Here is a 25301-nt window from a genome sequence, read left to right as displayed (position 1 = left end):
AGCGCGACCACCAGGCCTGTGGATAACTCTAGAGGTCTAGACCTCTAGAGTTATCCACAGGCCTGGTGCCTCCCGTCGGCCGACGCGTACCGTCCGAGCCATGAGGATTTTGATCAGCGCGGACATGGAGGGCGCCACCGGCGTCACATGGCCCGCGGACGTGCTTCCCGGCACCGAGCAATGGCAGCGGTGCCGCCATATGTTCACCTCCGACGTGAACGCGGCGATCGCCGGCTTCTACGACGGCGGCGCCGACGAGGTCCTGGTCAACGAGGCCCACTGGACCATGCGCAACCTCCTACTGGAACAACTCGACGCGCGAGCCCAGATGCTCACGGGGCGTCACAAGGACCTGTCGATGGTCGAGGGGGTGCAGTACGAGGGCCACCGCAGACCCGACGGCGTCGCGTTCATCGGCTATCACACCGGCGCGGGCACCGAAGGAGTCCTGGCCCACACCTACCTCGCCAACTCCATCACCGGAGTATGGGTCAACGGCGAACCGGCCAGCGAGGGACGGCTCAACGCGCTGGTCGCCGCCGAGTACGGGGTCCCCGTCATCCTGGTCACCGGCGACGACCGCACCGCCCTCGACGCTCACACCTACGCACCCGACGCCTACACCGTCGGAGTGAAGGATTACGTGTCGCGGTACGCCGCCGTATGCCGACCACCGACGCGCACCGCGACGGACATCAAAGCGGCGGCCAAACAGGCAGCCGCACTGGCGGTGCGCCATGCGCCAGCGCAGGCAGGGCCGTTCACGGTAGAGGTGGAGTTCGACGCCGCGCACCTCGTCGGAGCGGCCTGCGTCGTGCCCTCGGTCGAACGGTGTGGCGAACGCCGTGTCCAGTACACCGCGGCGACGATGTACGAAGGCATCAGATGCTTCAAGGCCGTGACCACACTCGTCTCGGCGGCGGTGGAGGAGCAGTATGGCTGAGGTAACGCTCGCGAGAGCGACACAAGACGTTCCGGACGACACGGTCGTCTTCGACGAAGTGGTTCGCTTCACCTCGGACCTGATTCGAATCGACACCTCCAACCGCGGCGGCGGCGACTGCGTCGAACGACCCGCGGCCGAGTACGTCGCCGAGAAACTGGCCGACGCGGGGATCGAACCGCGGATCCTGGAATCCGCGCCCGGGCGTGCCAACGTGGTGGCCCGTATCGAAGGAACGGATCCCGGTGCCGACGCCCTGCTGGTCCACGGCCATCTGGACGTGGTGCCCGCGGAGCCCGCCGACTGGACGGTGCACCCGTTCTCCGGCGAGGTGCGAGACGGCGTGCTGTGGGGCCGTGGTGCCATCGACATGAAGAACATGGACGCGATGGTGCTGGCGACGGTTCGGGCCTGGGCGCGCCAAGGACGCAGGCCCGGGCGGGACATCGTGCTCGCCTTCACCGCCGACGAGGAGGACAACGCGGCCTTCGGGGCGGACTTCCTCACCCGGCAGCACGCCGAGCTTTTCGAGGGCTGCGCCGAAGGCATCAGCGAATGCGGGGCGTTCACCTTCCACGGCGCCGGCGACCTGCGCATCTATCCGGTCGCCGCGGGAGAACGAGGCACCGCATGGGTCAAACTCACCGCCAACGGCAGGGCCGGGCACGGCTCCAAGGCCAATCCCGACAACGCGGTCAGCGCACTGGCCGCCGCCATCACCCGCATCGCCGAACACCAGTGGCCGCTGCGGCTCACCCCCACAGTGCGGGCAGCGCTCACCGAACTCGCCGCCGTGCACGGGCTCGGCATCGACCTCGACGCCACATCACCTGACGATCTAGCCCACGACCTGGCAGAGCTGCTGGCCCAACTCGGCCCGGCGGCCGCCCTGGTGGACACGACATTGCGCAACAGCGCCAATCCCACCATGCTGTCGGCCGGTTACAAGGTGAATGTGATTCCTGGCAGCGCGACGGCCCATGTGGACGGCAGAACAGTGCCCGGTGGCGAAGAGGAGTTCGTCCGTACCCTGGACCAGCTCACCGGTGACGCGGTGAATTGGGAGTTCTACCACCGGCAAGTGCCACTGGAGGCGCCGGTGCGCTCCGCGACCTTCGCGGCGATGCGTGAGGCACTGCTGCACTTCGATCCCGGCGCGCATGTGGTGCCGTACTGCATGTCGGGTGGTACGGACGCCAAGCAGTTCGCCCGACTCGGCGTTGTCGGCTACGGCTTCACGCCACTGAAGCTGCCGCCCGGTTTCAACTACGGGGCGCTGTTCCACGGTGTTGACGAGCGGGTGCCCGTGGAGGCCCTGCACTTCGGTGTCCGCGTCCTCGACCGCTTCCTGAGCCGTTAGGAGATGACCGACATGACCGTCAACACCGCCCCGTACGGCACCTGGGAGTCACCCATCGACGCGGCGACGGCCGCATCCCGCGACGGTCGGCCCGACTTCGCCCGCATCGTCGGAGACGAACTGTGGTGGACCGCCCCGCGCCCCGCGGAGCGCGGGCGCCGCACCCTGATGCGCCGACGCCCGGACGGCACCGAGGAGTCCGTGCTGCACCCACCGTGGAACGTCCGGAGCCGGGTCATCGAGTACGGCGGCCTGCCGTGGGCCGGAACCGACCGTGGCCCGGGGCGGGGAGCGCTGGTCGTCTTCGCGCACTTCGCCGACCAGCGGCTGTTCGCCTATGAGCCCGATGTGCCGGGCAGCCAGCCGCGTCCCCTGACGCCGATCTCATCGCTCGGAGGCGGACTGCGCTGGGCGGACCTGCGGATACACGCCGATCGCGGTGAAGTGTGGTGTGTGCTGGAGGAGTTCACCGGTCAGCGCCCAACGGACCTGCGACGGGTCGTGGCCGCGGTGCCGCTGGACGGGTCAGCCGCCGAGGACCGCACGCGGGTGCGTGAACTCACCGATGACAGCCACAGGTTCGTCACCGCGCCGCGGCTGTCACCGGACGGAACGCGTGCCGTCTGGATCGCCTGGGACCATCCGCGGATGCCGTGGGACGGCACGCAGGTGCTGATCGCGGATGTGACCGATGACGGTTTCTCCGGCGCCCGCACCCTCATCGGCGGCCCCGACGAGTCCATCGCACAAATCGAATGGGCCCGGGACAACACGCTGTTGGCCGCGACCGACCGCACCGGCTGGTGGAACATCCACCGGGTCGACCCGGCCACCGGCGCGGCCGTCAACCTCTGCCCCCGGCAGGAGGAGTTCGCGGGTCCGCTATGGCGGCTCGGGCTGAGCTGGTTCGCTCCGCTGGACAACGGGCTGATCGCCGCCCTCCACGGCCGAGGAGCGCAGCGCCTCGGCATCCTGGACCCCGCCACGGGGGAACTCACCGACGTCCCGGGAAAGTGGACCGAATGGGACGCCATGGTCACCGTGACCGGCACGCGGGTCATAGGGATCGCCGCCACCGCCACGACCGGCCATGAGATCGTCGAACTCGACATCCGTACCGGCCGCCCCCGCGCGGTCGCCGCCCACCACAGCGACGCCGTGGATCCCGACGAGCTGCCCGCCCCCGTCGAGCGCACCTTCACCGGCCCGGACGGCCGGGAGATCCACGCTCACCTCTACCCGCCGCACAACCCCGCGTTCACCGCGCCGGAGGGCGAACTGCCGCCCTATGTGCTCTGGGTGCACGGCGGACCGACCAGCCGGGCACCGCTCGTGCTCGACCTGGAGATCACCTACTTCACCTCTCGGGGCATCGGCATCGCGGAGGTCAACTACGGCGGCTCCACTGGTTATGGGCGTGCCTACCGCAACCGGCTGCGTGAGCAGTGGGGCGTGGTCGACGTGCAGGACTGCGTGGCGGTCGCGGAGGCGCTGGTGGCGGAGGGCGTGGCGGACCCGGCACGGTTGGGGATCCGTGGCGGCAGCGCGGGCGGGTGGACCACCGCCGCCGCACTTGTCTCGTGCTCCACCTTCGCCTGCGGCGCGATCAGCTTCCCGGTACTGGATCTGACCGGCTGGTCGGCGGGCGGCGAGACCCATGACTTCGAGTCCCAGTACCTGGAGACGCTGGTCGGCCCGATGGCCAAGGTGCCCGAGCGCTACCGCGATCGCTCCCCGGTCACCCACGCTGACCGGATCCGCGCGCCCTTCCTGCTGCTCCAGGGGCTGGACGACGTCATCTGCCCGCCGGCGCAGTGCGAGCGGTTCCTGGCGGCCATCGCCGGACGGGGCATCCCGCACGCGTACCTCACCTTCGACGGCGAGGGCCACGGCTTCCGCCGCCAGGAGAACATCGTCCGCTGCCTGGAGGCCGAACTCTCCCTGTACGCACAGGTCTTCGGGTTCATACCGCCGTCCGTGCCGACCCTGGAGCTGACCATATGACGCGGGTCCCAGGCAGTGGCGAGGCACGGGGAGCCGACCTTACGAATCGCTGACGTACCGCCCGTGCCGCCACCCAGCGGCGCCGGACGGCCCGTACGGTCGGTCCATGCTGGTACTCGTCACCGGAGGCGCGGGCTTCATCGGCTCGCACATCGCCACCGCACTCACCCGGGCAGGGCACGGAGTGCGGGTACTCGACGCGCTGCTGCCCGCCGCTCACTGCGTGCCGCCGGACATCGCGTCCGACGTCGACTTCGTACGCGCCGATGTACGTGACCCGTCCGCGGTCGAGGAGGCGCTGCGGGGAGTTGACGCCGTGTGCCACCAGGCCGCGATGGTGGGACTCGGCAAGGACTTCTGCGACGCGCCCGACTATGTGAGCTGCAACGACCTCGGTACGGCGGTTCTGCTCGCGGCCATGGCCCGGGGCACGGTGCGGCGGTTGGTGCTCGCGGGCTCGATGGTGGTGTACGGCGAGGGGAGGTACGACTGCGCTCGGCACGCCGGGGTGCGCCCCGGGCCACGCAGGGTCTGCGACCTGGACGCCAGGCGCTTCGAGCCGCGCTGCCCGCACTGCGGTGAGCCGTTGCGGCCCGGCCTGGTGGACGAGGACGCCCCGGTCGACCCGCGCAATGTCTACGCGACGACGAAACTCGCGCAGGAGCATCTGGCCGCGGCATGGGCCAGGGCGACGGACGGCACGGCGGTGGCGCTGCGCTACCACAACGTCTACGGGCCGGGGATGCCGCGGGACACGCCCTACGCGGGGGTGGCCGCACTGTTCCGTTCCGCACTGGAGAGGGGGGAGAGCCCGAGGGTCTTCGAAGACGGCGGTCAGCGGCGGGACTTCGTCCATGTACGGGACGTCGCCGCGGCGAACCTCGCCGCGTTGGTGGCCCAGGCGGGGCCCGGCATGCTGCGGCCGTACAACGTCGGCAGCGGCACACCGCACACCGTGGGAGAGATGGCCACCGCGCTCGCCACCGAGTACGGCGGCCCGGCGCCCGTGGTGACCGGTGAGTACCGGCTGGGCGACGTCCGGCACATCACCGCCTCCTCGCGGCGGATCCATGAGGAACTGGGCTGGTCCGCGACCGTCGAATTCGACGACGGCATGGCGGAGTTCGCGAAAGCGCCGTTGCGCGCGGGGCGTGGCTAGCGCCCTTGGGGGCGATCTTGGCGGCTGGAGTAAGGCGCGTAGCGCCGTCAGTTCGGTGCCGCTGGCAGGACGACGTCGAAGCGGCAGCCGCCGGGGACGTTGCGGACGGCGGCGTAGCCGTGGTGGGCCTCCACGATCCCGCGGACGATGGCGAGGCCGAGTCCCGCCCCGGCAGGCGGAGTTCTGGCACCGGTGCCGCGCCAGCCGGTGTCGAAGACGCGCGGCAGGTCCTCCGGCGGGATGCCGCCGCAACCGTCGGTGACCGAGAGCACCACGGAGTTGGCCTCCCGGTGCGCGGCCACCGCGACCGTGCCGTCGGCCGGGGTGCGGTGGATCGCGTTGACCAGGAGGTTGGCCAGCACGCGGGTCATCTCCCGGCCGTCGACCTCCACCGGTACCGGTTCGACACCGTGCCCGATCAGCCGTACGCCGTGCTCGCGGGCCAGCGCGTCCGCGCCCGCGATGGCGTCGCCCACCAGGTCGTACACCGAGATGCGGGACGGCGACAGGGGCAGCGCGCCCGCCTGGATGCGGGAGAGTTCGAACAGGTCGCCCACCATCGCGCTCAGCCGCTCCACCTCGGCGCGGATCTGCGCGTGGTAGCGCGTGGGGTCTTCGGCGATGCCGTCCTCAAGGGCCTCGGCCATGGCGCGCAAGCCAGCCAGTGGGGTGCGCAGATCGTGCGAGATCCAGGCCACCAGCTCCCGCCGCGAGGCCTCCAGCGCGCGTTCACGCTGCCGGGAGGCGGCGAGTTTGGCGCTGGTGGCGGCCAGCTCCCTGCCCAGCTCGGCCAGTTCGGCGGTCGGCGCGCTGTCGGGCGCGGTGAACGGGGTCAGTCCGGCGCCGTCGCCCAGCGCCCGGGTGGCCGAGGCCAGTGCCCGGCTGCCCGCGACGACCCGGCGCCCCAGCAGCAGCGCCACGGTGAGCGAGACCACGGCCGCCATCGCGCAGACCAGGATGATGACCCGCAGGTCGTGCGAGGACAGGAACATCGCCCATGCCACCGACAAGGTCCCGGCCAGCATCGCGGTCACCGAGACGGTGGGGACGACGGCCACCGCCAGCGCGACCGAGCGGTGGCGCAGCAGCCGTAGCGCCAACGCGCCCAGCAGGCCCGCGACGGCGGCGCCCGCCGCGGCGTACGCGGCGATCACCAGCAGGTCATGCACCGGCCACCGCCCCGTCCGCGTCGCCGTCACCACAGGCGCCCGTCCGCGGTGCCGCGCCCTCCGGTGGATCGAACCGGTACCCGACCCCCCACACCGTGCTGATCAGCTTGGGCCGGGCCGGGTCCTCCTCGATCTTCTCGCGAAGGCGCCGTACATGCACCGTCACCGTGGACAGGTCGCCGAACTCCCAGCCCCACACCCGGTGCATCAGTTCCTCGCGGCCCAGCACCCGTCCTGGATGCCGCAGGAAGAAGGCGAGCAGATCGAACTCGCGGATGGTGAGGGCCAGTTCGGCGCCGTCCCGGGTGGCGCGGCGCGCCGTGGGATCCAGGGCGAGCGGTCCGGAGCGCAGCCAGGGGCCGGGCGCCGCGGGGGAGCCCGCGCGACGCAGTACCGACTCCACCCGCAGCACCAGCTCACGTGGGCTGAACGGTTTGGTGACGTAGTCGTCCGCGCCGATCTCCAGGCCGAGGATCCGGTCGTCCTCGTCGCCGCGCGCCGTCAACATCACGACCGGCACCGGCCCCTGCTCGCGGATTCGGCGGCAGACCTCCAGGCCGTCGATGCCGGGCAGCATCAGGTCGAGCACGACCAGGTCAGGCTGGGTGGCGGCGGCCCGGGCCACGGCGGTGTGGCCGTCGGCCGCCCGTTCCACCGCGAACCCGGCGCGGTCCAGGTAACCGGCGACGACCTCGGCGACGGTCGGATCGTCGTCCACGACGAGGATCCGGCGGGCGGTGTTCGCTGCTGCTGCGGTGGTCACGGTCCGAGTCTCGCACCGGGACCTTCGGCACGCCGGGGCGAGGCCGTCCGCCGGAGCCGATGTCCGTGTTTCGTAAGGATCCGGAATCCGGAATGTGGCTTTTGTCTTCGTAGGGTGATGAGGGTGACCGAGAACACCTCGCCGCCGGACGACGGCAGTTCATCTGACACCCCACTGATCGACGTTGTCCTGCCCTGCCTGAACGAGGCGGAGGCGCTGCCCTGGGTGCTGGAGCGGATACCGCCCGGCTGGCGGGCGATCGTGGTCGACAACGGTTCGACCGACGGATCGGCGGAGCTGGCCGCCTCGCTCGGAGCGCATGTGGTGCGCGAGCCGGTACGCGGCTTCGGCTCCGCCTGCCACGCCGGGCTGCGGGCCGCCACCGCCGATGTGGTGTGCTTCTGCGACTGCGACGCCTCGCTCGACCCCGCGCTGCTGCCGTCCGTCGCGCAGCCGGTGCTGGATGGCAGCGCCGACCTCGTGATGGGCCGCCGCAGGCCGACCGTGCGCCGCGCCTGGCCGGTGCACGCGCGCGTCGCCAACCGTGAACTGGCCAGGCTGATCCGCCGCCGCACCGGACTTCGGCTGCGCGACCTCGGCCCCATGCGCGCCGCACGCCGGGAGCGGCTGCTGGCCCTGGAACTGTCCGACCGCCGCTCCGGCTATCCGCTGGAGATGCTGGTGCGAGCCGCCGACCAGGGCTGGCGGGTGCTGGAACTGGACGTTCCGTACGCTCCGCGCACGGGTCGCTCCAAGGTCACCGGCACCTGGCGGGGCACCTGGCACGCGGTGCGTGACATGCGGGCGGTGCTGCGCCGCCCGGCGGAGGTGACGCGATGAGTGCGCAACGGCTCGCGCCCACCGGGCCGGTGACCTTGCTGGTGATCGCCAAGGAACCGGTGCCCGGCCGGGTGAAGACCCGGCTCACCCCGCCGTTCAGCCCGCGACAGGCGGCCGCGCTGGCCGAGGCGGCGCTGGTGGACACCCTGGACGCGGTGCGCCGGGCGCCCGCCCGACGGCGGGTGCTCGTACTGGACGGCGCGCCCGGCCCGTGGCTGCCGCCGGAGTTCGAGGTCCTGCCGCAGGTGGCGGGCGGCCTGGACGAGCGGCTGGCCGCGGCCTTCGGGGCCTGCGCGGAAGGGCCCGCGCTGCTGGTCGGTATGGACACCCCGCAGCTCAGCCCGGAACTGTTGGCTCCGGTACTGGGTCCGGACTCCTGGCGCGGGTGCGACGCCTGGTTCGGGCCCGCGGCGGACGGCGGGTTCTGGACGCTGGGGCTCGCCCGGCCCAACCCCGCGCTGGTGCGCGGGGTACCGATGTCCACCAGTCACACCGGCGCCGTGCAGCGGCAGCGGCTGGTGGACGCCGGGCTGTCGGTCGGCGACCTGCCGCCGCTGCGCGACGTGGACACCGCCGCGGACGCCGCCGCTGTCGCCGCCGAGGCGCCCGGCTCCCGATTCGCCGCCGTGCTCAGGGGGTTGGCCGTCTCATGAGCATCACCGAACTGACATCACGTCAACGACCATGGGTGGACGACCCGTACGCGCGTGCCCTGCGCACCGGGCGCGGTCCGCTGTTCCTGCGCCGCTCCGACGGCTGGCTGCTACCGCTGGACGTGGAGCGCTGGTGCGCCGCGCCGGACGCCGCCGACGCCGCGCTGCTGCGCCGATGTCAGGGCCCCGTGCTCGACATCGGCTGCGGCCCCGGTCGCCTGGTGGCGGCGCTCACGGCGTACGGGCACTGCGCGCTGGGCGTGGATGTCAGCCCGGCCGCGGTGGCCCGAACCCGCGGCGCGGGCGGTGCGGTACTGCACCGCTCGGTCTTCGACCGGCTGCCCGCGGAGGGCGGTTGGGGCACCGCGCTGCTGGCGGACGGCAACATCGGCATCGGCGGCGACCCGCACGCGCTGCTGCGGCGCATCCGCGAACTCCTCGCCCCCGGCGGCCGGTTGCTGGTGGAGGCGGCGCCCTACGACGTGGACGAGCGGCTGACGGTACGGGTGGAGGACGCCCGCGGTCGGCACGGCAGCGACTTCCCGTGGGCCCGGCTGGGCACCCGCGCCCTGCTCGCAGCCGCGGCCGACACCGGCTGGACCCCCGCGGAGCACTGGGAGGCCGACGGCCGCCCTTTCGTGGACCTGCGCCGGTCCGCATAGCGGGGACCCCCGCTAGGGTCGTCGCCGTGAACCGCACGGATCGGCTGTACGCCCTCGTGGAGGAGTTGCGTGCCGCGTCTCCCCGCCCCCGAAGTGCCCGTTGGCTGGCTGAGCGCTTCGAGGTCAGCACCCGGACCATCGAGCGCGACCTCAACGCCCTTCAGCAGTCCGGCGTTCCGCTCTACGCCGAACAGGGCCGCTCGGGAGGCTACGTCCTGGACCGGGAACGCACCCTTCCACCGCTGAACATCACCCCCGCGCAGGCCACGGCGCTCGCCGTCGGCCTGCACACGCTCGCTGGCACGCCCTTCGAGGACGACGCCCGCGACGCGCTGCGCAAGGTACTCGCCGTGATGCCGCAGCGGGAGCGGATGGCGGCCGGGGAGTTCGCCGACCGGGTGCGGCTGCTGGTGCCCTCGGCACCGCCGCCCGACGTCCCTCGGGTGCTACGGCAGGCGCTGTCCGCCCGGCGGGTGCTGCGGCTGGTCTACGCTGACGCGCGGGGCGCGACGACCGAGCGGCTGGTCGAGCCGCTGGGGTTCCTCGGCGGCGAGCGGTGGTACCTGGTCGGGTGGTGCCGACTGCGGGACGCGGTGCGGGGCTTCCGGCTGGACCGCGTCCAGGACGCGCAGCAACTGGACGAGACCGCTCCGCCGCGCCTGGTCGACCTCGCGGAACTGGACACCCTGGGCCGGGAGAAGACCAGGTTGAGCGAGGTCACCGGCTGAGCGCTCCGCTGGAGTGCGGCGATGTGCCGTCGATCGTCTGCGGCGTTGTTGTGGCTGGTCGCGCGGTTCCCCGCGCCCCTTCGGGCGCTGTCGAACCGCAGCGGACTTCGTCCGACCCGCTTGGCCGACCGTTCCGTAAACACCGACAGGACGGTGTCGCCGAGGCGGGAGAGACTTCTTTCTGTTCAGCTCAACGAGCCCTACGCGAAAGGCGCAATCCGCATGACCACGCACCTCCAGGCGACCGACCTCACCCGCGATCACGGCATCCACCTGGTCGAGCAGTGGACGGCGATCTGGAACGGCGACCTAGCGCTCACCCCGCAGATCCTTACCCCCGATTTCCGCATCCACTTCGCCGGTGTCGGCACCGAAGCCGCCGACGCCTTCCGCGGGCCCGCCGCCATCGCCTCCTTCATCGGCGAGTTCCGTGACCGGTACCCCGCCCCCGGGCTGCGGTACGCCGTGGATGGTGTGCCCGTGGTGGACCTCGGCAGCGCAACCGTGGTCGCCCGCTGGACGGTTGACGTACCCGACACCACGGGCGCCGTCACCACCAAGAGCGGCATCGACATCCTGGTCCTGGACGGCGACCGTATCGCCGAGGTCTGGTCCGTCACCGGAGCCCGCCGCTTCGCGCCGTGACCGCACCCCGGACCGGACCGCCGCCACCGCCGTGGCGGCGGCCACCGCGCCCGTGGCGATGAGCAGGCCGCGCCCGTAGTCCAGCGGCAGCACGGAGGGGTTGGCCACCGGGCCGGGCCTCAGCACCGCGGGCAGCGCCACCGCCGCCACGCACCCCGCCGCGATCAGGCCACCGCGCAGCGGACCGCGCATCCAGCGCGGGACCCGCAGCGCGGCCCCGGCCACCAGCACCACCGGCACCAGCACACCGTCGTGCAGCAGCACGGCGCCCGCCAGCCACCACACCACGTCCAACGGGTCGCGCACATAGGGATCGGTGAGCAGGATCGACAGCCCGATGCCCATGGCCGCGAGCCCCAACGCGCCGATCACCAGACGGGACTTCACGACATCACCTCCAGCCGCGTGACCCACTTGGTCTGGAGCACACCCGGGCGGTTCGGGGCGATGATCCGAGCCGGGAAGCCATGGTCGTACGACAGCGGCTGACCGCCCAGGGACAGCGCGAGCAGCGTCAGCGGATCGCGGGCGTAGGAGGCGCCCAGCTCCGACACCCCGTAGTTTCCGCCGCGTTCCAGTGACACCACCCGGACCCGGGCGTTCGGCGGAGCGCCCGCGCGGTCGAGCAGGTCCCGTATCCGAACCCCGGTCCACTGCCCGTTCTTACTCCAGCCCTCGACGCAGGCGATCGGCAAAACGGCGGACCGCTGGGGCAGCGAACGCAATTCGGAGAGCGTGAGCTCATAGGGGCGTGGCCCCACCACGCGCAGCCGCCAGTCGGACACCAGGTCGGCGGTGATGCCCGCCGCGGCGGCCGTGCGGTTGACCGGCAGGCCCTGCGGGCCATGGTCCGGCTGGCGCGGCGCGAGCAGATCCAGGCCGCCCAGCGGACCGAGCGACTGCCCCACTGTCGTCAGCGTCACCGCACCCACGGCGGCGCCCACCGCCGCGACGAACGACCGCCGGTCGGGTCCGTCGACGTCCACCGGCTCCGGGCCGGAACGCGGTCGCCACCAACTCGCCGCGATCACCGGCGCCTTGACCGCGATGTGCAGCAGCAAAGAGCCGACCGCCACCCAGGCCAGCGCGAAGTGCACCTGCCGGAACGGGAACGGCCACGGATACCACTGCTCGGTGTCCAACAGCCCCGTGAACAGCTCCAGCAGCGCGCTCGCCACCAGCACCGCGATCGACAGCCGCTCCAGCGCGTGCGCCACCGACCGCACCGGCGGCCAGCCGAACAGCCGTGGATACACCGTCCACAACTTCGCCAGCAGCAGCGGAACCGCGGCGATACCGCTCGCCACATGCAGCCCCTGGCTGAGCCGGTATCCCCACACCGGGCGGGTCGGCAGCACACCGACCGCCCAACTCGGCGGCTGCTGAAGGTAGTGACTGACAACTCCGGTGACGAAGCACACCAACATGGCGGCGCCCAGCGCCCGGCCGATCACCGTCGCCGTCCGCGCGTCGTGCAGCCGCCCCCTGAAGACGGGCAGCGGCGGACGGAACCCCATCGCTCTCATGGCTCCATCTCACAGCCGAAAGGCCGTGCGTGGGGGCCGTGACTCCTTACGGAATGCGGACGCAGTGAGCGGGAAGATCGCCTTGGGCCGTCTCGGCTGCCACCGTGGCACCTGTGGGAGTACGCACCGTCATCACCGCCGTCCTGCTCGCCGCCCTGACCGCGGTCACCGTCGCCACCCTGCGTGTCGGCGGCGACCTCGGCGCGCCCGGTCACCTGCTGGCCTGGTACGGCGTGGACTGGGCGCTGTTCGCGGCGGCGGTGTGGGCGGTATGGAAGGTTCCGCGGCGCGCGGCGGTGGTGCTGGTGCTGATCGGCGGGGTGGCGCTGGCCGCCGCGGCGCTGTCCGCGCCACCGCGTACCAGTGACGATATGTACCGGTACGCGTGGGACGGCCGGGTGCAGGCGGCCGGGACCTCGCCGTACGCCTATCCGCCCGCCGCACCGGAGTTGGCCCGGCTGCGCGACCCCTGGCTGTTCCCGACCGGCACCGAGTGCCGGGGCTGGAACCTGCACGTGGCCCCGGGAGACGTGTGCACCCACATCAACCGGCCGACCGTGCACACCATTTACCCGCCGGTCGCCGAGGCCTGGTACCTGGGCGTCCACGCGGTCTCCCCGGCGGGCAGCCGCCACAAGCCGTTCCAGGTCGCGGGCGCGCTCCTGGCCGTCGCGACGACCGGGGCGCTGCTGCTGGTGCTGCGGCGGCGCGGTGATCCCCGACGGGCGGCACTGTGGGCGTGGTGTCCGGCGGTGGCCTTCGGGGCGGTCAACGACGCCCATGTCGACACGCTCGGCGTCCTGTTCATGGTGCTCGCCTTCGCGGTCCGGCCTCGGGTGCGCCGAGGCGCACTGCTCGGCGCCGCGATCGCGGTCAAACTTCTGCCCGCGCTCGCGCTGCCCGGTACGTTGTCGGGGGTGCTGGCCCCGGGCCGCCGCTGGCGGGACCGGCTCGCCGAGGCCGTCCCGCTGCTGGTGCCCGCGGTGCTGGTGATCGCCCTCGCGTATCTGCCGTACGTCCTCGTCTCCGGCGCCGGGGTGATCGGCTACCTCCCCGGCTATCTGCACGAGGAGGGGTACGACGCGGGCAGCGTCGGCCGGTTCGCGCTGCTGCGGCTGGTGCTGCCGGATGCCTGGGCCGGGCCGGTGGCCGTCGCCCTGATCGTGCTCGCCGCGCTGTACGTGCTGTGGCGCGGCGACCCCCAACAGCCCTGGCGGGGCGCGCTGTTGGTGACCGGCACGGCGCTGGTCGTCACCTCGCCCAGCTACTACTGGTACGCCCTGCTGGTGGTCGCCCTGGTCTGCCTGGACGGCCGCTGGGAGTGGCTCGCCGTTCCCGCCGCGGGCATGGTCCTCTACATCGAGCAGGCGCAAGGACTGCGCGGCATCCCCGTGCAGGCCTGGCCCTTCGGCCTGGCGGCGCTCACCGTGGCCACTGGGGCACTGCTGCGGCGCCGGACATCGGTCGCCGAGTAGCCGACGCCTACGCCACCACATCACGCCGCTCACCGGCCATCTCCGCCCGCCGTGCGCGGCCCTCGCGCCGGGACGGCACGGTGGAGCACGTGGATATGGGGGAGTTGGTGGGGCGATGGCAAGATCGGGAGGACGTGTTGCTGGGACGTTCGAGGGCTGGAGAGATGACCGTACCGACGCCGCCTGCGCGGATCGTGCCGCGTGAACTCGGTTCCGGGACGTTGGCCGGTGGGCTAGCGCTGCCCGGCCCATGGGACCCGGCGCATGTGTGGCTGCTGCGGGTGTCCCGCCACGCGGCCGAACTGGACGGACTGGAGGTGCTCGACGCGGCCGAGCGCCAGCGTCACCAGGCGTTCGTCCGGGCGCGCGACCGCGAACGCTACGCGGTCGCACACGTCGGGCTGCGGCTGCTGCTGGGCGCGTACACCGGTACCAAGCCGGGCGGGGTCGTCCTGGCACGCGAGCGGTGTCCGCTGTGCGGCGGCCCGCACGGCCGTCCCGCGGTCAGCGGTGGCGCACCGCACTTCTCGCTCTCGCACAGCGGTGACCTGGTCCTGATCGCCGTCGCCGCCACCCCGGTCGGCGCCGACGTGGAGGAGATCCCCGCGCTCTCGGTCGCCGACGACGTGGCACGCACCCTCCATCCGCGCGAGCGGGACGAACTGGCCGCACTGGCCCCGGCCGACCGCATCATCGCGTTCTCCCGCTGCTGGACCCGCAAGGAGGCCTACCTCAAGGGCACCGGAGAGGGGCTGGCGGGCGGACCCGAGCACACGTACGTGGGCACAGGATCCGAGCCCGCGGCCGTCACCGGCTGGGCACTGGCCGACGTTCCGGTGGGCGACGGATACGGCGCGGCCATCGCCACCGCGCTGGTGGGCAGCCAACCGCCTTGTGTCAAGGGGTAGTTGCCCCAACAGGAAAAGTGTCCGCAAACAGTTCACGCCACCGCGCCGGTCGCGTGCGCACCCTTGGGTGTGCGCTGCCCCACGAGTAGTGTCCGTGGGCCATGCGACCCCTCTTCCGCGCACCCCAACAGCCCGCCGTGTGGCGCCCGTCGCGCCGCATCCTGCTGGGCGCGGCCGCCGCCACCGCACTCGGCGGTGCCGCGCTCAGCCCCCTGCCCGCCTTCGCCGCCGGGAGGCCCAGACCCATGACCAGCGCCCCGGCCGGACTCCCCAGCGACGCCCAGGTCACCCAGCAGGTGCACGCGGAGTTCCTGCACGGCTGGCACGGTTACACCGCGAAGGCCTGGGGGCACGACGAAGTGCGCCCGGTCAGCGGCACCCACAACGACTTCTTCGCCGCCGGTAAGACCTTCGGCCTGTCGATGGTCGAGGCACTCGACACACTGTTCCTGATGGGCGAGGACCGCGAACTCGCCCGCTGCTGCGACTGGATCGAGCGGCACTTCGATCCGGTCCAGGACGCCGACGTACACGTCTTCGAGGCCGTCATCCGCCTCGTCGGCGGCCTGCTCGCGGGCTACCTCGCCACCGGGCGGCGCAAACTGCTGGCCGTCTGCCGGGAGTTCACCGACCACCTGCTGCCCGCCTTCACCACGTCGCCGACCGGTATCCCGTACACCCATGTGAACCTGCGCACCGGCGCGGTCAGCGGATCCGACGTCCCGCTCGCCGAAGTGGGCACGAACATCATGGAGTTCGGCCTGCTGTCCAAGCTCACCGGTGACCGCCGGTACTTCGACGCGTCCCTGCGGGCGTACCAGGCGGTCATCGCCAAGCGCAGCTCGCTCGACCTGCTCGGCACCTCGATCGACGCGGAGACCGGCCGCTGGACCGATCCCGACTCCACCGCCCCCAACCCGCCGGTGGACTCGTTCTACGAGTACCTGTGGGGCGGTTACGCGCTGCTCGGCGACGCCCGACTGCGCGACTGGTACCGCACCCTGACCCGCGCCATCCTGCGCCACCAGTCCGACACCAGCACCGGTCACCTGTGGTTCCGCCAGGTCGACCCGACCACCGGCGCACCGATCGGCACCAGCCAGTCGGAACTCGCCTCCTTCTACGCGGGCCTGCTGGGCAAGGGCGGCGACCTACGGGACGGCGCGGCGTACTACCGCTCGTGGACGGCCGCCCTCGACCGGTACCCCGTGCTGCCCGAGGGGCTCGACTACCGCACGCTGGAGGCCACCGACAAGGGCAACCAACTTCGCCCCGAGTACGCCAACTCCGCGTTCGACCTGTGGCGGTTGACGCACGACGCCTTCTACAAGCGGACCGCATACCAGTACTTCACCGCCATGCGCGACAACCTCCGGGTACCGGGCGGATACACGATCGCCACCGATGTGACCACCAGGCCCATGGGCCGGGGCGATCTGCTGCCCGCCTACTGGTTCGCGGAGAACTACAAGTACCTGTACCTGATGTTCTCCGGGACCCGCCGGTTCGACTACCGCAACGGCTACCTGTCCACGGAGGGAAAGGTCCTCCGGGGCCTGCGCCGCACCTGAGCGCTCCGCTGGGCAGTGCGGTGACCTGCCGTCGATCGTCTGCGGCAGCGTGGTGGCTGGTCGCGCGGTTCCCCGCGCCCCTTCAGGGCGCGACCGAACCGCAGCCGAGTCGCGGCCACCGCTGCGCAGCGCGGGGCAGGTCGTAAACGCGTGGACAGTTCCTCGCCGCGCACGGCAAAGTGGCCGCCCGTGACGAGCAGTGAGCTGTGGTCCCGTGCGACCGCCGAACGCTACGACGCCGAGGAGAGCCAGATGTCCTCGGCGGCTGTCCTCGGGCCGACTCTCGCCCTCCTCACCGAACTCGCCGGAGGCGGCCGGGCGCTGGAGTTCGCCATCGGGACCGGACGAGTGGGCGTCCCGCTCCGGGAGCGCGGCGTGCCCGTTGTGGGCATCGAGCTGTCCGAGCACATGGCGGCGGTCCTGCGGCGCAAGATCGACGAGGACATGCTCCCGGTCGCCATCGGAGACATGGCCACGACTGTCGTGCCCGGTGAGTTCACCCTGGTCTACCTCGTCTACAACACGATCACGAATCTCCTCACACAGGACGAGCAGGTCGAGTGCTTCCGCAACGCCGCACGCCACCTGACGCCTGGCGGACGGTTCGTCATCGAGCTGGGCGTGCCGCCCCTGCGGTTCCTGCCACCTGGGCAGGTCGCGGTGCCGTTCGACGTCTCCGAGCGGCATCTCGGCTTCGACACCTTCGATCTGGTGGAGCAGACTCTCGTCTCGCACCATTTCACCCGCGACGGCGAAGACGGCCACTACCGCCGCAGCGCCTCCCGGCACCGGTACGCGTGGCCAGCGGAGCTCGACCTGATGGCGCGCATCGCGGGGCTCGAACTGGAACGGCGTGTCGCGGACTGGGACGGTGCGCCGTTCAGCCAGGACTCCGCGAAGCACATCTCGGTGTGGCGCAAGCCAGCCTGAGGCAGCCCTCTCGGGGGAACGCGGTGACGGAAGGACGTACCCCCGAACGCCAGCGCGAGCGCACCCAGAGGGCGTAGTCCCGAACGCCAGCGCGGTTACGCCCTCACCCGAAAGGCTCAGCCCCCGGCCTCCCGCAGTGTTGACACCGCATCAGCGGACCGTTTGACTTTTCCCCCGTACACGTTGGCAACGTTGTCACTCGTTCGGGCGCACCGCCCGATCCGCACCGCCCGATCCTCGTCCATCCGTGAAGTTCCAACCGCCCCCGTGGAGGCACGTGATGGCAAGACCGCCGCGCGTGAGCGCGCCCGGATTCCGCAGACGTATCGCCGCCGTGGCCGTGTGGGCCATGGCGGCGCTGCCGCTCCAGACACTGGCTGCCGGGCCCGCGTCCGCCGCCACCTTGGTGGAGGATCCCGCCTCGCTGGTGAACCCACTGATCGGCACCTCGGGCAGCGTGGACACCTTCCCCGGTCCTGACGCGCCGTTCGGCATGCTCCAGTGGGGTCCGGACACCACCCCGCACCGCCCGGACGGCGGCGGTTACGAGTACAACGACAACAAGATCTCCGGTTTCAGCCTGACCCATCTGTCGGGCCCGGGCTGTCCGGGCGCCGGTGACGTGCCGATCCTGCCGGTCACCGGCGAACTGTCCGGGAACCTCAGCGACACCTCCGCCACCTTCCGCCATGACGACGAGCAGACCGGTACCGGCTACTACGGGGTCACCGACGCCTCAGGCATCAGGACGGAGCTGACCACCGCCACCCGGGCGGGCCTCGGCCGGTTCACCTTCCCCGGCTCCGCCGACTCGCATCTGCTGCTGAAGCTCAGCGGCGGCGCCACCCAGGTGGACGGCACCCGTGCGGAGGTGGTGGGCGACCACGAGGTCGTCGGCGCGGTGCAAAGCGGCCACTTCTGCGGCGCCAACAACACCTACACCCTGCACTTCGACATTCGGTTCGACCACCCGTTCACCAGCACCGGTACCTGGGTCGGCGACACCGTCAACGAGAACGCCACCTCGCTGGAGCAGGGCCGTCCGCGGCAGGGCTTCGGCCCGCACCACGCGACGAGCCCCGCGAAGGGGCCGGACTTCACCCTGCGCGGCAGGCCCTCACCGTCGATGCACGGTCCCTCGGTGCCCCGTAAGCGCAGGGCGGTCGGCCCGCCGGTGACCGGGGCCAACGGGATGTACCTGACGTTCGACACGAGCGACGACCAGACCGTGACGGCGGCGGTGGGCATCTCGTACACCAGCGACGACAACGCGCGCCTGAACCGGGTGACCGAGGCCCACGGCTGGGGCTTCGACGGGATGCGGCAGGCCAACCACCGTGAGTGGAACCGGCTGTTGAGCCGGGTGCGGATCGGCGGCGGCAGCCATGACGACCAGGTGAAGTTCTACACCGCGCTGTACCACGCGCTGCTGCACCCCAATGTGTTCTCCGATGTCAACGGCGAGTACATGGGCATGGACAACCAGGTGCACCAGGTGGTCAGGGGTCAACTCTCCCAGTACGCCAACTACTCCGGCTGGGACGTCTACCGTTCGCAGGCGCAGTTGATGGCCATGGTCGCCCCCAGGGTCGAAAGCGATGTGGTCACCTCGATGCTCAACGGCTACGACCAGACGGGCCTGTTGCCGAAGTGGGCGCAGAACAACGGCGAGACGTATGTGATGGTCGGTGATCCGGCGGCGGGCATCATCGCGGGCGCGTACGCCTTCGGGGCGCGCGACTTCAACGCCCGGCACGCCCTGGACGCGCTGGTGCACGAGGCCACCCAGCCCAACAACGTCCGGCCTGGTGAGGCGGTTCGGGACGCCAGGGGATATCTGCCGATCGACGGCAAGGACTGGGGCTGCTGCAACTTCTACGGTCCGGTCTCCACCCAGCAGGAGTACGACATCGCGGACTACGCGCTCGCCTGGCTGGCGAGGTCGCTGGGCCGTCAGGACCTCTACACCAGGTTCGCGACCCGCGCCCAGGACTGGCAGAACGTGTTCAACCCGCGCAGCGGATATCTGCAGGCGAAGAAGGCGGACGGGGAGTTCGCCGCCGGTTTCACCCCCGCGACGTCCAACGGCTTCGTCGAGGGCACCTCGGCGCAGTACACGCCCATGGTGCCGTTCAACCTCCGGGCACTGATCGCCGCCCGTGGGGGCAACGCCGAGTACAGCGCGTATCTGGACAGCCTGTTCAGCAACCTCACCACCCCCTCGGGCGCCAACGCCGATCTGAGCAACGAGCCGAGCATCGAGATCCCCTACGAGTACGACTACGTAGGCCAGCCGTGGAAGACGCAGCAGGTGCTGCGGCAGGCGGAGCAGAAGCTCTGGTTCAACGCTCCGGTTGGTTCGTTCGGCAATGACGATCTGGGGGAGATGGCCTCCTGGTACGTCTGGACCGAGCTGGGTTTCTATCCAGAGACGGCCGGTACGGATGTCCTCGCGCTGGGCAGCCCGGTCTTTCCACGCGCCGTAGTGCGGCTGGGCAACGGAAACGCGGTACGGATCAACGCCCCGCAGGCAGCGCCTGACGCGCCGTATGTGCAGGCGTTGCGGGTGAACGGACAGGACTGGCAGAAGGCCTGGCTGCGCTTCGGCATGCTGCGCCAGGGCGCGGTGCTGGACTACACCCTGGGCACCACGCCCAACACGAGCTGGGCGTCCTCGCCCGCCGCCGCACCACCGTCCGACCCGACAGGGGAGCACCGGGTGCTGGCGGCGACCGGCCCCTCGGGCGCCGGTCTGGTGGTGCCGCCCGGCGAGAGCGGTACCGGCACCCTGGACCTGGCGAACATCGGCGCGGCCCCGATCACCGTGGCGTGGTCGGCCACCGCACCGCCCGGGGTGACCGTCACCCCGGCGCACGGCTCGGTGACCGTCCCACCGGACGGCAAGGCGCAGCAGCAGGTGCGGGTGACGGCGCAGGACAAGGAGGGCGTGTATCCGGTGACATTCGCCCTGTCCAGTGCCTCCGGTGGCTCGCTGGGTGAGGCCGCGCTCCGGGCGGTGGTGGCACACCAGGACGAGATCTGGCCGTACTTCACGGACGAGGGCGTGTATCCGGACGGTTCCACCTACACCGGCGGGTTCGACGGTGACGGATCGGCCTACTCCGAGAACGCCTTGGACGAGGCGGGAGTTCGGGATGGCTCGGATGTCGGGGTGGATGGCGTCTCGTACATCTGGCCGCAGGTGGCGCCTGGCACCTTGGACAACATCACCATGGCGGGCCAGACCATCCCCACCGCCTCGCCCTCCGGCGCCGGGTCGTTGGGGCTGCTGGGTGCGGCGACCAACGCGCCGAAGGACGGCGCCAAGGGCCAGTTGACCGTCACCTACACCGACGGCAGTACGTCCAAGGCCACGGTCGGTTTCTCCGACTGGACCCTCAACGCCGGTGCCAGCAGCCCGATTCCGGGCGACACCACGGTGGTGGCCACGCCCTACCGGAACACCGGTGACGGGAACAGGGAGACCGTGAAGACCTATGTCTTCGCCACCAAGGTGCCGATCGACCCGGACAAGCGGGTGGCCTCGATCACGCTGCCGGTGACGGACAGCGGTTCGGCGCACATCTTCGCCATCGGCTACGGGAACTGAGCCCGTACCGCCCAGGCCGCTGCCGGACGCCCAACCACGCGTCCGGCGGCGGCAGTTGGCACCGATGGGCACGTGATGGTCGTGTGCACGACAAGTGAAAAATTGGCGATATCGGTTGAATCATGGCGCACGCCTCTGTACCGCCCGCCCCCGCTGCGCCTTACTGCTGGGTAGGGCTCGCGCCCACCCGCGAGTACCACCCCCACTCTTCCGCATCACCCCGTGGAGGAACCCCGTGCGCAGACCATCCCTGCTCGCTGCCGCCGTAAGCCTCGCCGCGGCCGCCGCCATGACCCTCGGCGGCGCCACCTCCGCAACCGCCAGCGGGGGCAACTTCGTTGCCCTCGGGGACTCGTACTCCTCCGGAGTCGGCTCCACCGACAACTACCTCAACAGCTGCGACCAGAGCACCAACGCCTATCCGTACCTGTACCAGCAGGCCAACTCGCCGAGTTCGTTCAGCTTCAAGGCGTGCACCGGCGCCACCGCCGCCGACATCGAGAGCAGCCAGCTGTCCGCCCTCAACTCCGCTACCAGCCTGGTCAGCCTCACCGACGGAGGCAACGACGTCGGCTTCTCCAGCGTCATGGAGAGCTGTGTGCTGGGCGGGGACAGCACCTGCACCAACGCGATCTCGTCCGCGGAGAGCAAGGCACGCAGCCAACTCCCCGGCATCCTGGACACGTTGTACTCGGACATCCGCAACGACGCCCCCAACGCCCATGTGGTCGTCCTCGGATACCCCGAGTTCTACGACCTGTCCCAGTCCGACGGGTGCGTCGGGCTGGACAACACCAAGCGCACCGCCCTCGACAGGGCCGCCGACCTGCTGGACAGCGTCATCTCCACCGAGGTCGCGAAGTACGGCGGCTTCACCTTCGCCGACGTGCGCGGCTACTTCGCCGGGCACGAACTGTGCGACGACTCCGCATGGCTGCACGCCGTGACCTGGCCGATCTCCGACTCGTACCACCCGACGGCGGACGGCCAGTCGGGTGGCTACCTGCCCGCCTTCGAGGCCGCGCTGTAACCCCCCTCGGCCGAACGGGTGGCGGGGGGAATGCTCCCCCCGCCACCGCTCGTTTTCGCGATCATGAAGGCAATCGTGATGCGGGCCTACGGAGGCCCGGAGAACCTGGAACTCACCGAGGTACCGGAACCGAAGGTCGGCCCCGACAGCGTGCTCGTCCGGGTCAGGGCAGCCGGGGTCAACCCGGTGGACTGGAAGATCGGCCAGGGCTACCTCGACCCGATGCTGTACGTGTACTTCCCGTTCGTCCCGGGGTGGGACCTGGCGGGCGTGGTGGAGCGGATCGGCCCGGGCGTCACCGAGTTCGCGCCCGGGGACGAGGTGTTCGGCTACGCGCGCCTGGACTACGTGCAGCACGGTACGTACGCGGAACTGGCCGCGGTACCGGTGCGCACCCTGGCCCGCAAGCCCGCCTCGCTCGGCTGGCAGCAGGCGGCCGGACTGCCGCTGGCCGGGCTCACCGCCTACCAGTCGCTGCGCGCGGTCGGCAGCCCCGGCGCGGGACGGACGGTGCTGGTGCACGCGGCGGCGGGCGGGGTGGGCAGCCTCGCCACCCAGATCGCGGTGGCCGCCGGGGCCCGGGCGATCGGCACCGCCAGCGAGCGCAACCACGACTTCCTGCGCTCCCTGGGCGCCGAGCCGGTCGTCTACGGGGAGGGGCTCGCCGACCGGGTGCGGGCGCTGGCGCCCGACGGGGTCGACGCGGCCCTGGACTACGTGGGCGGGGAAGCCGTCGCCGTCTCCAAGCAGGTCGTGGTGGACGGCGACGGGAGCCGGATCGCCTCCATCGTGGACGCCGAGGGCGTGACCAGGGCTGGCGGCCACCTGGTATGGGTGCGGCCGGACGCCGCCGACCTCGGAGTGCTCGCCGAACTCGCCGACCGGGGACGGCTGACCGTGCACATCGACCGGGAACTGCCGCTCGCCGAGGCCGCAGAGGCCTGGGCGGCCAGCGCGGCGGGGCGCACCCGCGGCAAGATCGTGCTGGTGGTGTCCTGAAAGCGGCCACCCGCACGGATTTCTTTGCCGTGGACGGCGCATGCCCGGCGGCTCCTCGGGTACGCGGCAGGTTCGACGCCGGGCGCACCGGGCGTCCGGCAGCGTATGCAAGGAGTGGTCCGATGACCGAGCCGAACCAACCGAACTCGCCGGAAGCGCGGGACGCCGCACAGCGGGCACTGCACCAGCTGGCCACCGACAGCAACGACGCGGTGGCGCTGGGCACCCTGGCCGCCAGTGAGGTGCTGGTGCCGGTTCCGGAGAACGTCGAGTCCCCCGACGGTGAACCGGGCGGCATCCAGTTGCCGGTGTTCGAGCAGAGCGACGGGGTGCGCCTGGTACCGGTCTTCACCTCGGAGGAACGGCTCGCCGTCGCCCTGCCGCAGATCCACAGCTACCGCATGGTGCAACTGGCGCTGCTGGGCCAGGGCTGGCCCGCCGACGACCTCGCGCTGTCCATCGACGCGGGATCGCCCGACACCCTCACCGTCCAGGGCCGGGGCGTACGCGCGCTGGCCACCTTGACCGGTGGCGGCTGACCGCCAACCGATCTGGTACGGGCGCCACTTCGCTCTTGGCGAGGGTGGCGCCCGGCCGTCAGGAGGAGCGGCGGCGGAGCGTGTCCACCACCTCCTGCACGTTGTGGAAGGTGGTGTCGGCGGGCAGTGCCCGCACCCGGTCCGCCAGGGCGTCCGGGGCGTGCTGGGTGCCCAGTTCACGGACCAGTGCGCTGCGCTTGGCCGGGAAGACCTTGCGCCCCAGGTGGCGCGCCAGCTCGAAGCGCAGCGCGTCCTCACCGCGCATACCGGTCGGTACGGGATGCGCGGCCACCGCCGGGTCGTCCTCGGCCAAGGGCTCCGGGTCGAACCACTCCGCCACCCGCGTCGCGTGCCCGGAGCGGATCAGCCCCTGCAACTCGTGCTTCATCTCGTCGTCACGGTAGACACTGAGCCGGTCACTGCCTCGCTGCATGGCGTTCCTCCCGTGTTCGTCCTGTCTATCCGTCTTACCTCCGCCGCGCGCCGTATGCGCGGTCGAGCGCCGTCGAGCGCGCCCGGTCACGGCCGGGTCATGTGCTGACGTCACGTGGCCTGTCGGCCGCCACCCCGCCGGGTACGGGTGTTCGAGGCACCAATACCCTTGCGCCATGGGACCGTTGAAGATCGATACGCCTGACCTCGTCCTCGGACTCGTCCTCTTCTTCATCGTCTTCGGGTTGTTCGCCCTGGTGCTGCTGCCGCGGATCGCCAAGGTGATCGCCGAGCGCGAGGAACTGATCAACGGCGGCCTGGAGAAGGCGGCGGAACAGGCCGCCGAGGCCGAACGCACAGCCGCCGAAGGGCGCGAGATCATCGCCGAGGCGCGGCGTGCGGCGGCCCGCGAGCGGCAGCGCCAGATCGAGGAGGGCACCGCTTTGCTGACCCGGATCCGGCAGGAGGGCGTACGGCAGCGGGAGGAGGTCGTGGCGACCGGGCTGGCCAAGATCGCCGCCGACCGGGCCCTGGCGGAAGCCGAACTGCGCCATGACGTGGGCACCCTCGCCGTCCAGCTCGCCGGACGCATCGTCGGCGAACCCCTTGACGAGACGGCCCGGGCCAGCGCGGTGGTGGAACGGTTCTTCGCGGAGCTGGGACCGCGCGACACGCCCGTCACCGACTAGCCCGCGCCCCTTGAGGCGCTACCGAACCGCGGGCGGACTCCGCCCGGCCTGTTCAGCCCGCGGCGCGGTCCCGGAAGACGGGGTCCGCCGGACAGGCGAGCGGGCGTGCGGGGGCCGGTAGCGGTTGCGATACTGGCCGCGTCAGGGCTGGCCGCGGTCTCCGGCGGGGAAAGCGCTTCGCGTGGGCGGACCGCCGTGGCGGGACCGGTACGGACCGATCCGGGAAGGACGCGCCCATGGCCGAGTACAACAACGGTGTGGCACCCGAGCGGCTGGACGACCGCCTGCTGATCAAGGAACTGGAGGCCATCCACCGCACCCGGCACGAGACGCTGCTGTACGGATCGTCGGACGCGCTGCGCACGCACAGCTCGCGGATGGCCGCGCTGGAGGGCGAGTACCTGCGGCGCCATCCGCAGCGCCGCCCGGCGTCCGGCCGCACCAGGGCAGGCGCCCGGGCCCGCGCGGCCAGCGTCTGAGCCGGGTCCGTGGCCGCGACGCCCGCAGCACGGAGGTACGGATGCTGCGAACGTCGGCTGGCTCCCCCCTCGCCCGCCCCGACCCGGGGCTGCCCGCGACCCACGCGCTGGCCGAGCGGCTGCCGGGAGCCGTCCCGGGACCCTGGTTCGGCGACGACCCGGCCGCGCTGCGGGTACGGATCACCAC

General features: G+C 71.5%; 23 protein-coding genes. 19 read left to right on the top strand and 4 right to left on the bottom strand.

Annotation, left to right across the window (positions count from 1 at the left end):
• Positions 1–100: 100 nt before the first annotated feature.
• The 4 genes from NON19_RS30280 (at position 101) to NON19_RS30265 (ending at position 5466) form a co-directional block, all read left to right on the top strand.
• A complete protein-coding gene (locus NON19_RS30280; RefSeq protein WP_255932367.1) occupies positions 101–943 on the top strand; it encodes a M55 family metallopeptidase in 843 nt (280 codons plus the stop codon).
• Complete coding sequence (locus NON19_RS30275; protein ID WP_255932366.1) at positions 936–2303, top strand: M20/M25/M40 family metallo-hydrolase; 1368 nt, start codon at positions 936–938, stop codon at positions 2301–2303. Before NON19_RS30280 ends, NON19_RS30275 begins: the two co-directional genes overlap by 8 nt.
• A 12-nt stretch (positions 2304–2315) precedes the next feature.
• Positions 2316–4307 (top strand): prolyl oligopeptidase family serine peptidase, encoded by a 1992-nt coding sequence (locus tag NON19_RS30270; protein ID WP_372514349.1) that lies wholly within the window; start codon positions 2316–2318, stop codon positions 4305–4307.
• A gap of 106 nt (positions 4308–4413) precedes the next feature.
• On the top strand, positions 4414–5466 hold the full coding sequence (locus NON19_RS30265; protein WP_255932364.1) for an NAD-dependent epimerase/dehydratase family protein: 1053 nt from the start codon (positions 4414–4416) through the stop codon (positions 5464–5466).
• A gap of 47 nt (positions 5467–5513) precedes the next feature.
• Here the strand turns inward: NON19_RS30265 and NON19_RS30260 are convergent, their stop codons facing one another.
• A complete protein-coding gene (locus NON19_RS30260) occupies positions 5514–6635 on the bottom strand; it encodes a sensor histidine kinase (RefSeq protein ID WP_255932363.1) in 1122 nt (373 codons plus the stop codon).
• On the bottom strand, positions 6628–7398 hold the full coding sequence (locus NON19_RS30255) for a response regulator transcription factor (protein WP_255932361.1): 771 nt from the start codon (positions 7396–7398) through the stop codon (positions 6628–6630). Before NON19_RS30255 ends, NON19_RS30260 begins: the two co-directional genes overlap by 8 nt.
• Before the next feature lie 117 nt (positions 7399–7515).
• Here NON19_RS30255 and NON19_RS30250 point away from each other — a divergent pair, with 117 nt between their 5' ends.
• Genes NON19_RS30250 through NON19_RS33850 form a run of 5 tightly spaced genes read left to right on the top strand, consistent with a single transcriptional unit; the run spans position 7516 to position 10926 of the window.
• Positions 7516–8238, top strand: coding sequence for a glycosyltransferase family 2 protein (locus NON19_RS30250; protein ID WP_255932360.1), 723 nt, complete (start codon positions 7516–7518; stop codon positions 8236–8238).
• Entirely contained in the window at positions 8235–8891 is a 657-nt protein-coding gene (locus NON19_RS30245) for a TIGR04282 family arsenosugar biosynthesis glycosyltransferase (RefSeq protein WP_255932359.1), read from the top strand. Before NON19_RS30250 ends, NON19_RS30245 begins: the two co-directional genes overlap by 4 nt.
• Complete coding sequence (locus NON19_RS30240; protein WP_255932358.1) at positions 8888–9553, top strand: methyltransferase domain-containing protein; 666 nt, start codon at positions 8888–8890, stop codon at positions 9551–9553. Before NON19_RS30245 ends, NON19_RS30240 begins: the two co-directional genes overlap by 4 nt.
• 26 nt (positions 9554–9579) lie before the next feature.
• Positions 9580–10281, top strand: a complete 702-nt coding sequence (locus NON19_RS30235; RefSeq protein WP_255932357.1) for a helix-turn-helix transcriptional regulator — start codon at positions 9580–9582, stop codon at positions 10279–10281.
• 21 nt (positions 10282–10302) lie between these two features.
• The gene (locus tag NON19_RS33850; protein ID WP_372514347.1) at positions 10303–10926 is read left to right on the top strand and encodes a nuclear transport factor 2 family protein; all 624 of its coding nucleotides are present in this window, start codon (positions 10303–10305) and stop codon (positions 10924–10926) included.
• A gap of 383 nt (positions 10927–11309) precedes the next feature.
• On the opposite strand, the gene NON19_RS30225 is transcribed toward NON19_RS33850, so the two are convergent.
• Complete coding sequence (locus tag NON19_RS30225) at positions 11310–12443, bottom strand: molybdopterin-dependent oxidoreductase (RefSeq protein WP_255932355.1); 1134 nt, start codon at positions 12441–12443, stop codon at positions 11310–11312.
• Between the two features lie 122 nt (positions 12444–12565).
• Here NON19_RS30225 and NON19_RS30220 point away from each other — a divergent pair, with 122 nt between their 5' ends.
• The 8 genes from NON19_RS30220 to NON19_RS30185 all read left to right on the top strand — a co-directional run bounded on the left by NON19_RS30220 (position 12566) and on the right by NON19_RS30185 (position 23514).
• Positions 12566–13927 (top strand): glycosyltransferase 87 family protein, encoded by a 1362-nt coding sequence (locus tag NON19_RS30220; protein WP_255932354.1) that lies wholly within the window; start codon positions 12566–12568, stop codon positions 13925–13927.
• A gap of 164 nt (positions 13928–14091) precedes the next feature.
• Positions 14092–14835, top strand: coding sequence for a 4'-phosphopantetheinyl transferase family protein (locus tag NON19_RS30215; RefSeq protein WP_255932353.1), 744 nt, complete (start codon positions 14092–14094; stop codon positions 14833–14835).
• 101 nt (positions 14836–14936) lie between these two features.
• A complete protein-coding gene (locus NON19_RS30210; RefSeq protein ID WP_255932352.1) occupies positions 14937–16406 on the top strand; it encodes a glycoside hydrolase family 47 protein in 1470 nt (489 codons plus the stop codon).
• A 189-nt stretch (positions 16407–16595) separates the two neighbouring features.
• Complete coding sequence (locus NON19_RS30205; RefSeq protein ID WP_255932351.1) at positions 16596–17336, top strand: class I SAM-dependent DNA methyltransferase; 741 nt, start codon at positions 16596–16598, stop codon at positions 17334–17336.
• 280 nt (positions 17337–17616) lie between these two features.
• On the top strand, positions 17617–20946 hold the full coding sequence (locus tag NON19_RS30200; RefSeq protein ID WP_255932350.1) for a lectin: 3330 nt from the start codon (positions 17617–17619) through the stop codon (positions 20944–20946).
• 235 nt (positions 20947–21181) lie between these two features.
• Positions 21182–21976: an SGNH/GDSL hydrolase family protein gene (locus NON19_RS30195; RefSeq protein ID WP_255932349.1), complete on the top strand. Its 795-nt coding sequence runs from the start codon at positions 21182–21184 to the stop codon at positions 21974–21976.
• Positions 21977–22039: 63 nt separating this feature from the next.
• On the top strand, positions 22040–22975 hold the full coding sequence (locus tag NON19_RS30190; protein WP_255932348.1) for an NADP-dependent oxidoreductase: 936 nt from the start codon (positions 22040–22042) through the stop codon (positions 22973–22975).
• Between the two features lie 122 nt (positions 22976–23097).
• Complete coding sequence (locus NON19_RS30185; protein WP_255932347.1) at positions 23098–23514, top strand: SseB family protein; 417 nt, start codon at positions 23098–23100, stop codon at positions 23512–23514.
• A gap of 58 nt (positions 23515–23572) precedes the next feature.
• Here NON19_RS30185 and NON19_RS30180 read toward each other — a convergent pair whose 3' ends face one another.
• A complete protein-coding gene (locus NON19_RS30180) occupies positions 23573–23947 on the bottom strand; it encodes a DUF2795 domain-containing protein (protein ID WP_255932346.1) in 375 nt (124 codons plus the stop codon).
• Between the two features lie 175 nt (positions 23948–24122).
• On the opposite strand from NON19_RS30180, the gene NON19_RS30175 reads away from it, so the two are divergent.
• Both NON19_RS30175 and NON19_RS30170 read left to right on the top strand, forming a co-directional pair.
• Positions 24123–24635, top strand: coding sequence for a F0F1 ATP synthase subunit B family protein (locus NON19_RS30175; RefSeq protein ID WP_255932345.1), 513 nt, complete (start codon positions 24123–24125; stop codon positions 24633–24635).
• A gap of 236 nt (positions 24636–24871) precedes the next feature.
• Entirely contained in the window at positions 24872–25114 is a 243-nt protein-coding gene (locus tag NON19_RS30170; RefSeq protein WP_255932344.1) for a DUF6158 family protein, read from the top strand.
• Positions 25115–25301: the final 187 nt, after the last annotated feature.

The organism is Streptantibioticus rubrisoli, from assembly GCF_024436055.1.
GTDB lineage: Bacteria > Actinomycetota > Actinomycetes > Streptomycetales > Streptomycetaceae > Streptantibioticus_A > Streptantibioticus_A rubrisoli.
Note: the sequence above shows the minus strand (reverse complement) of the source record. Positions and strands in the feature narration are given on the sequence as shown.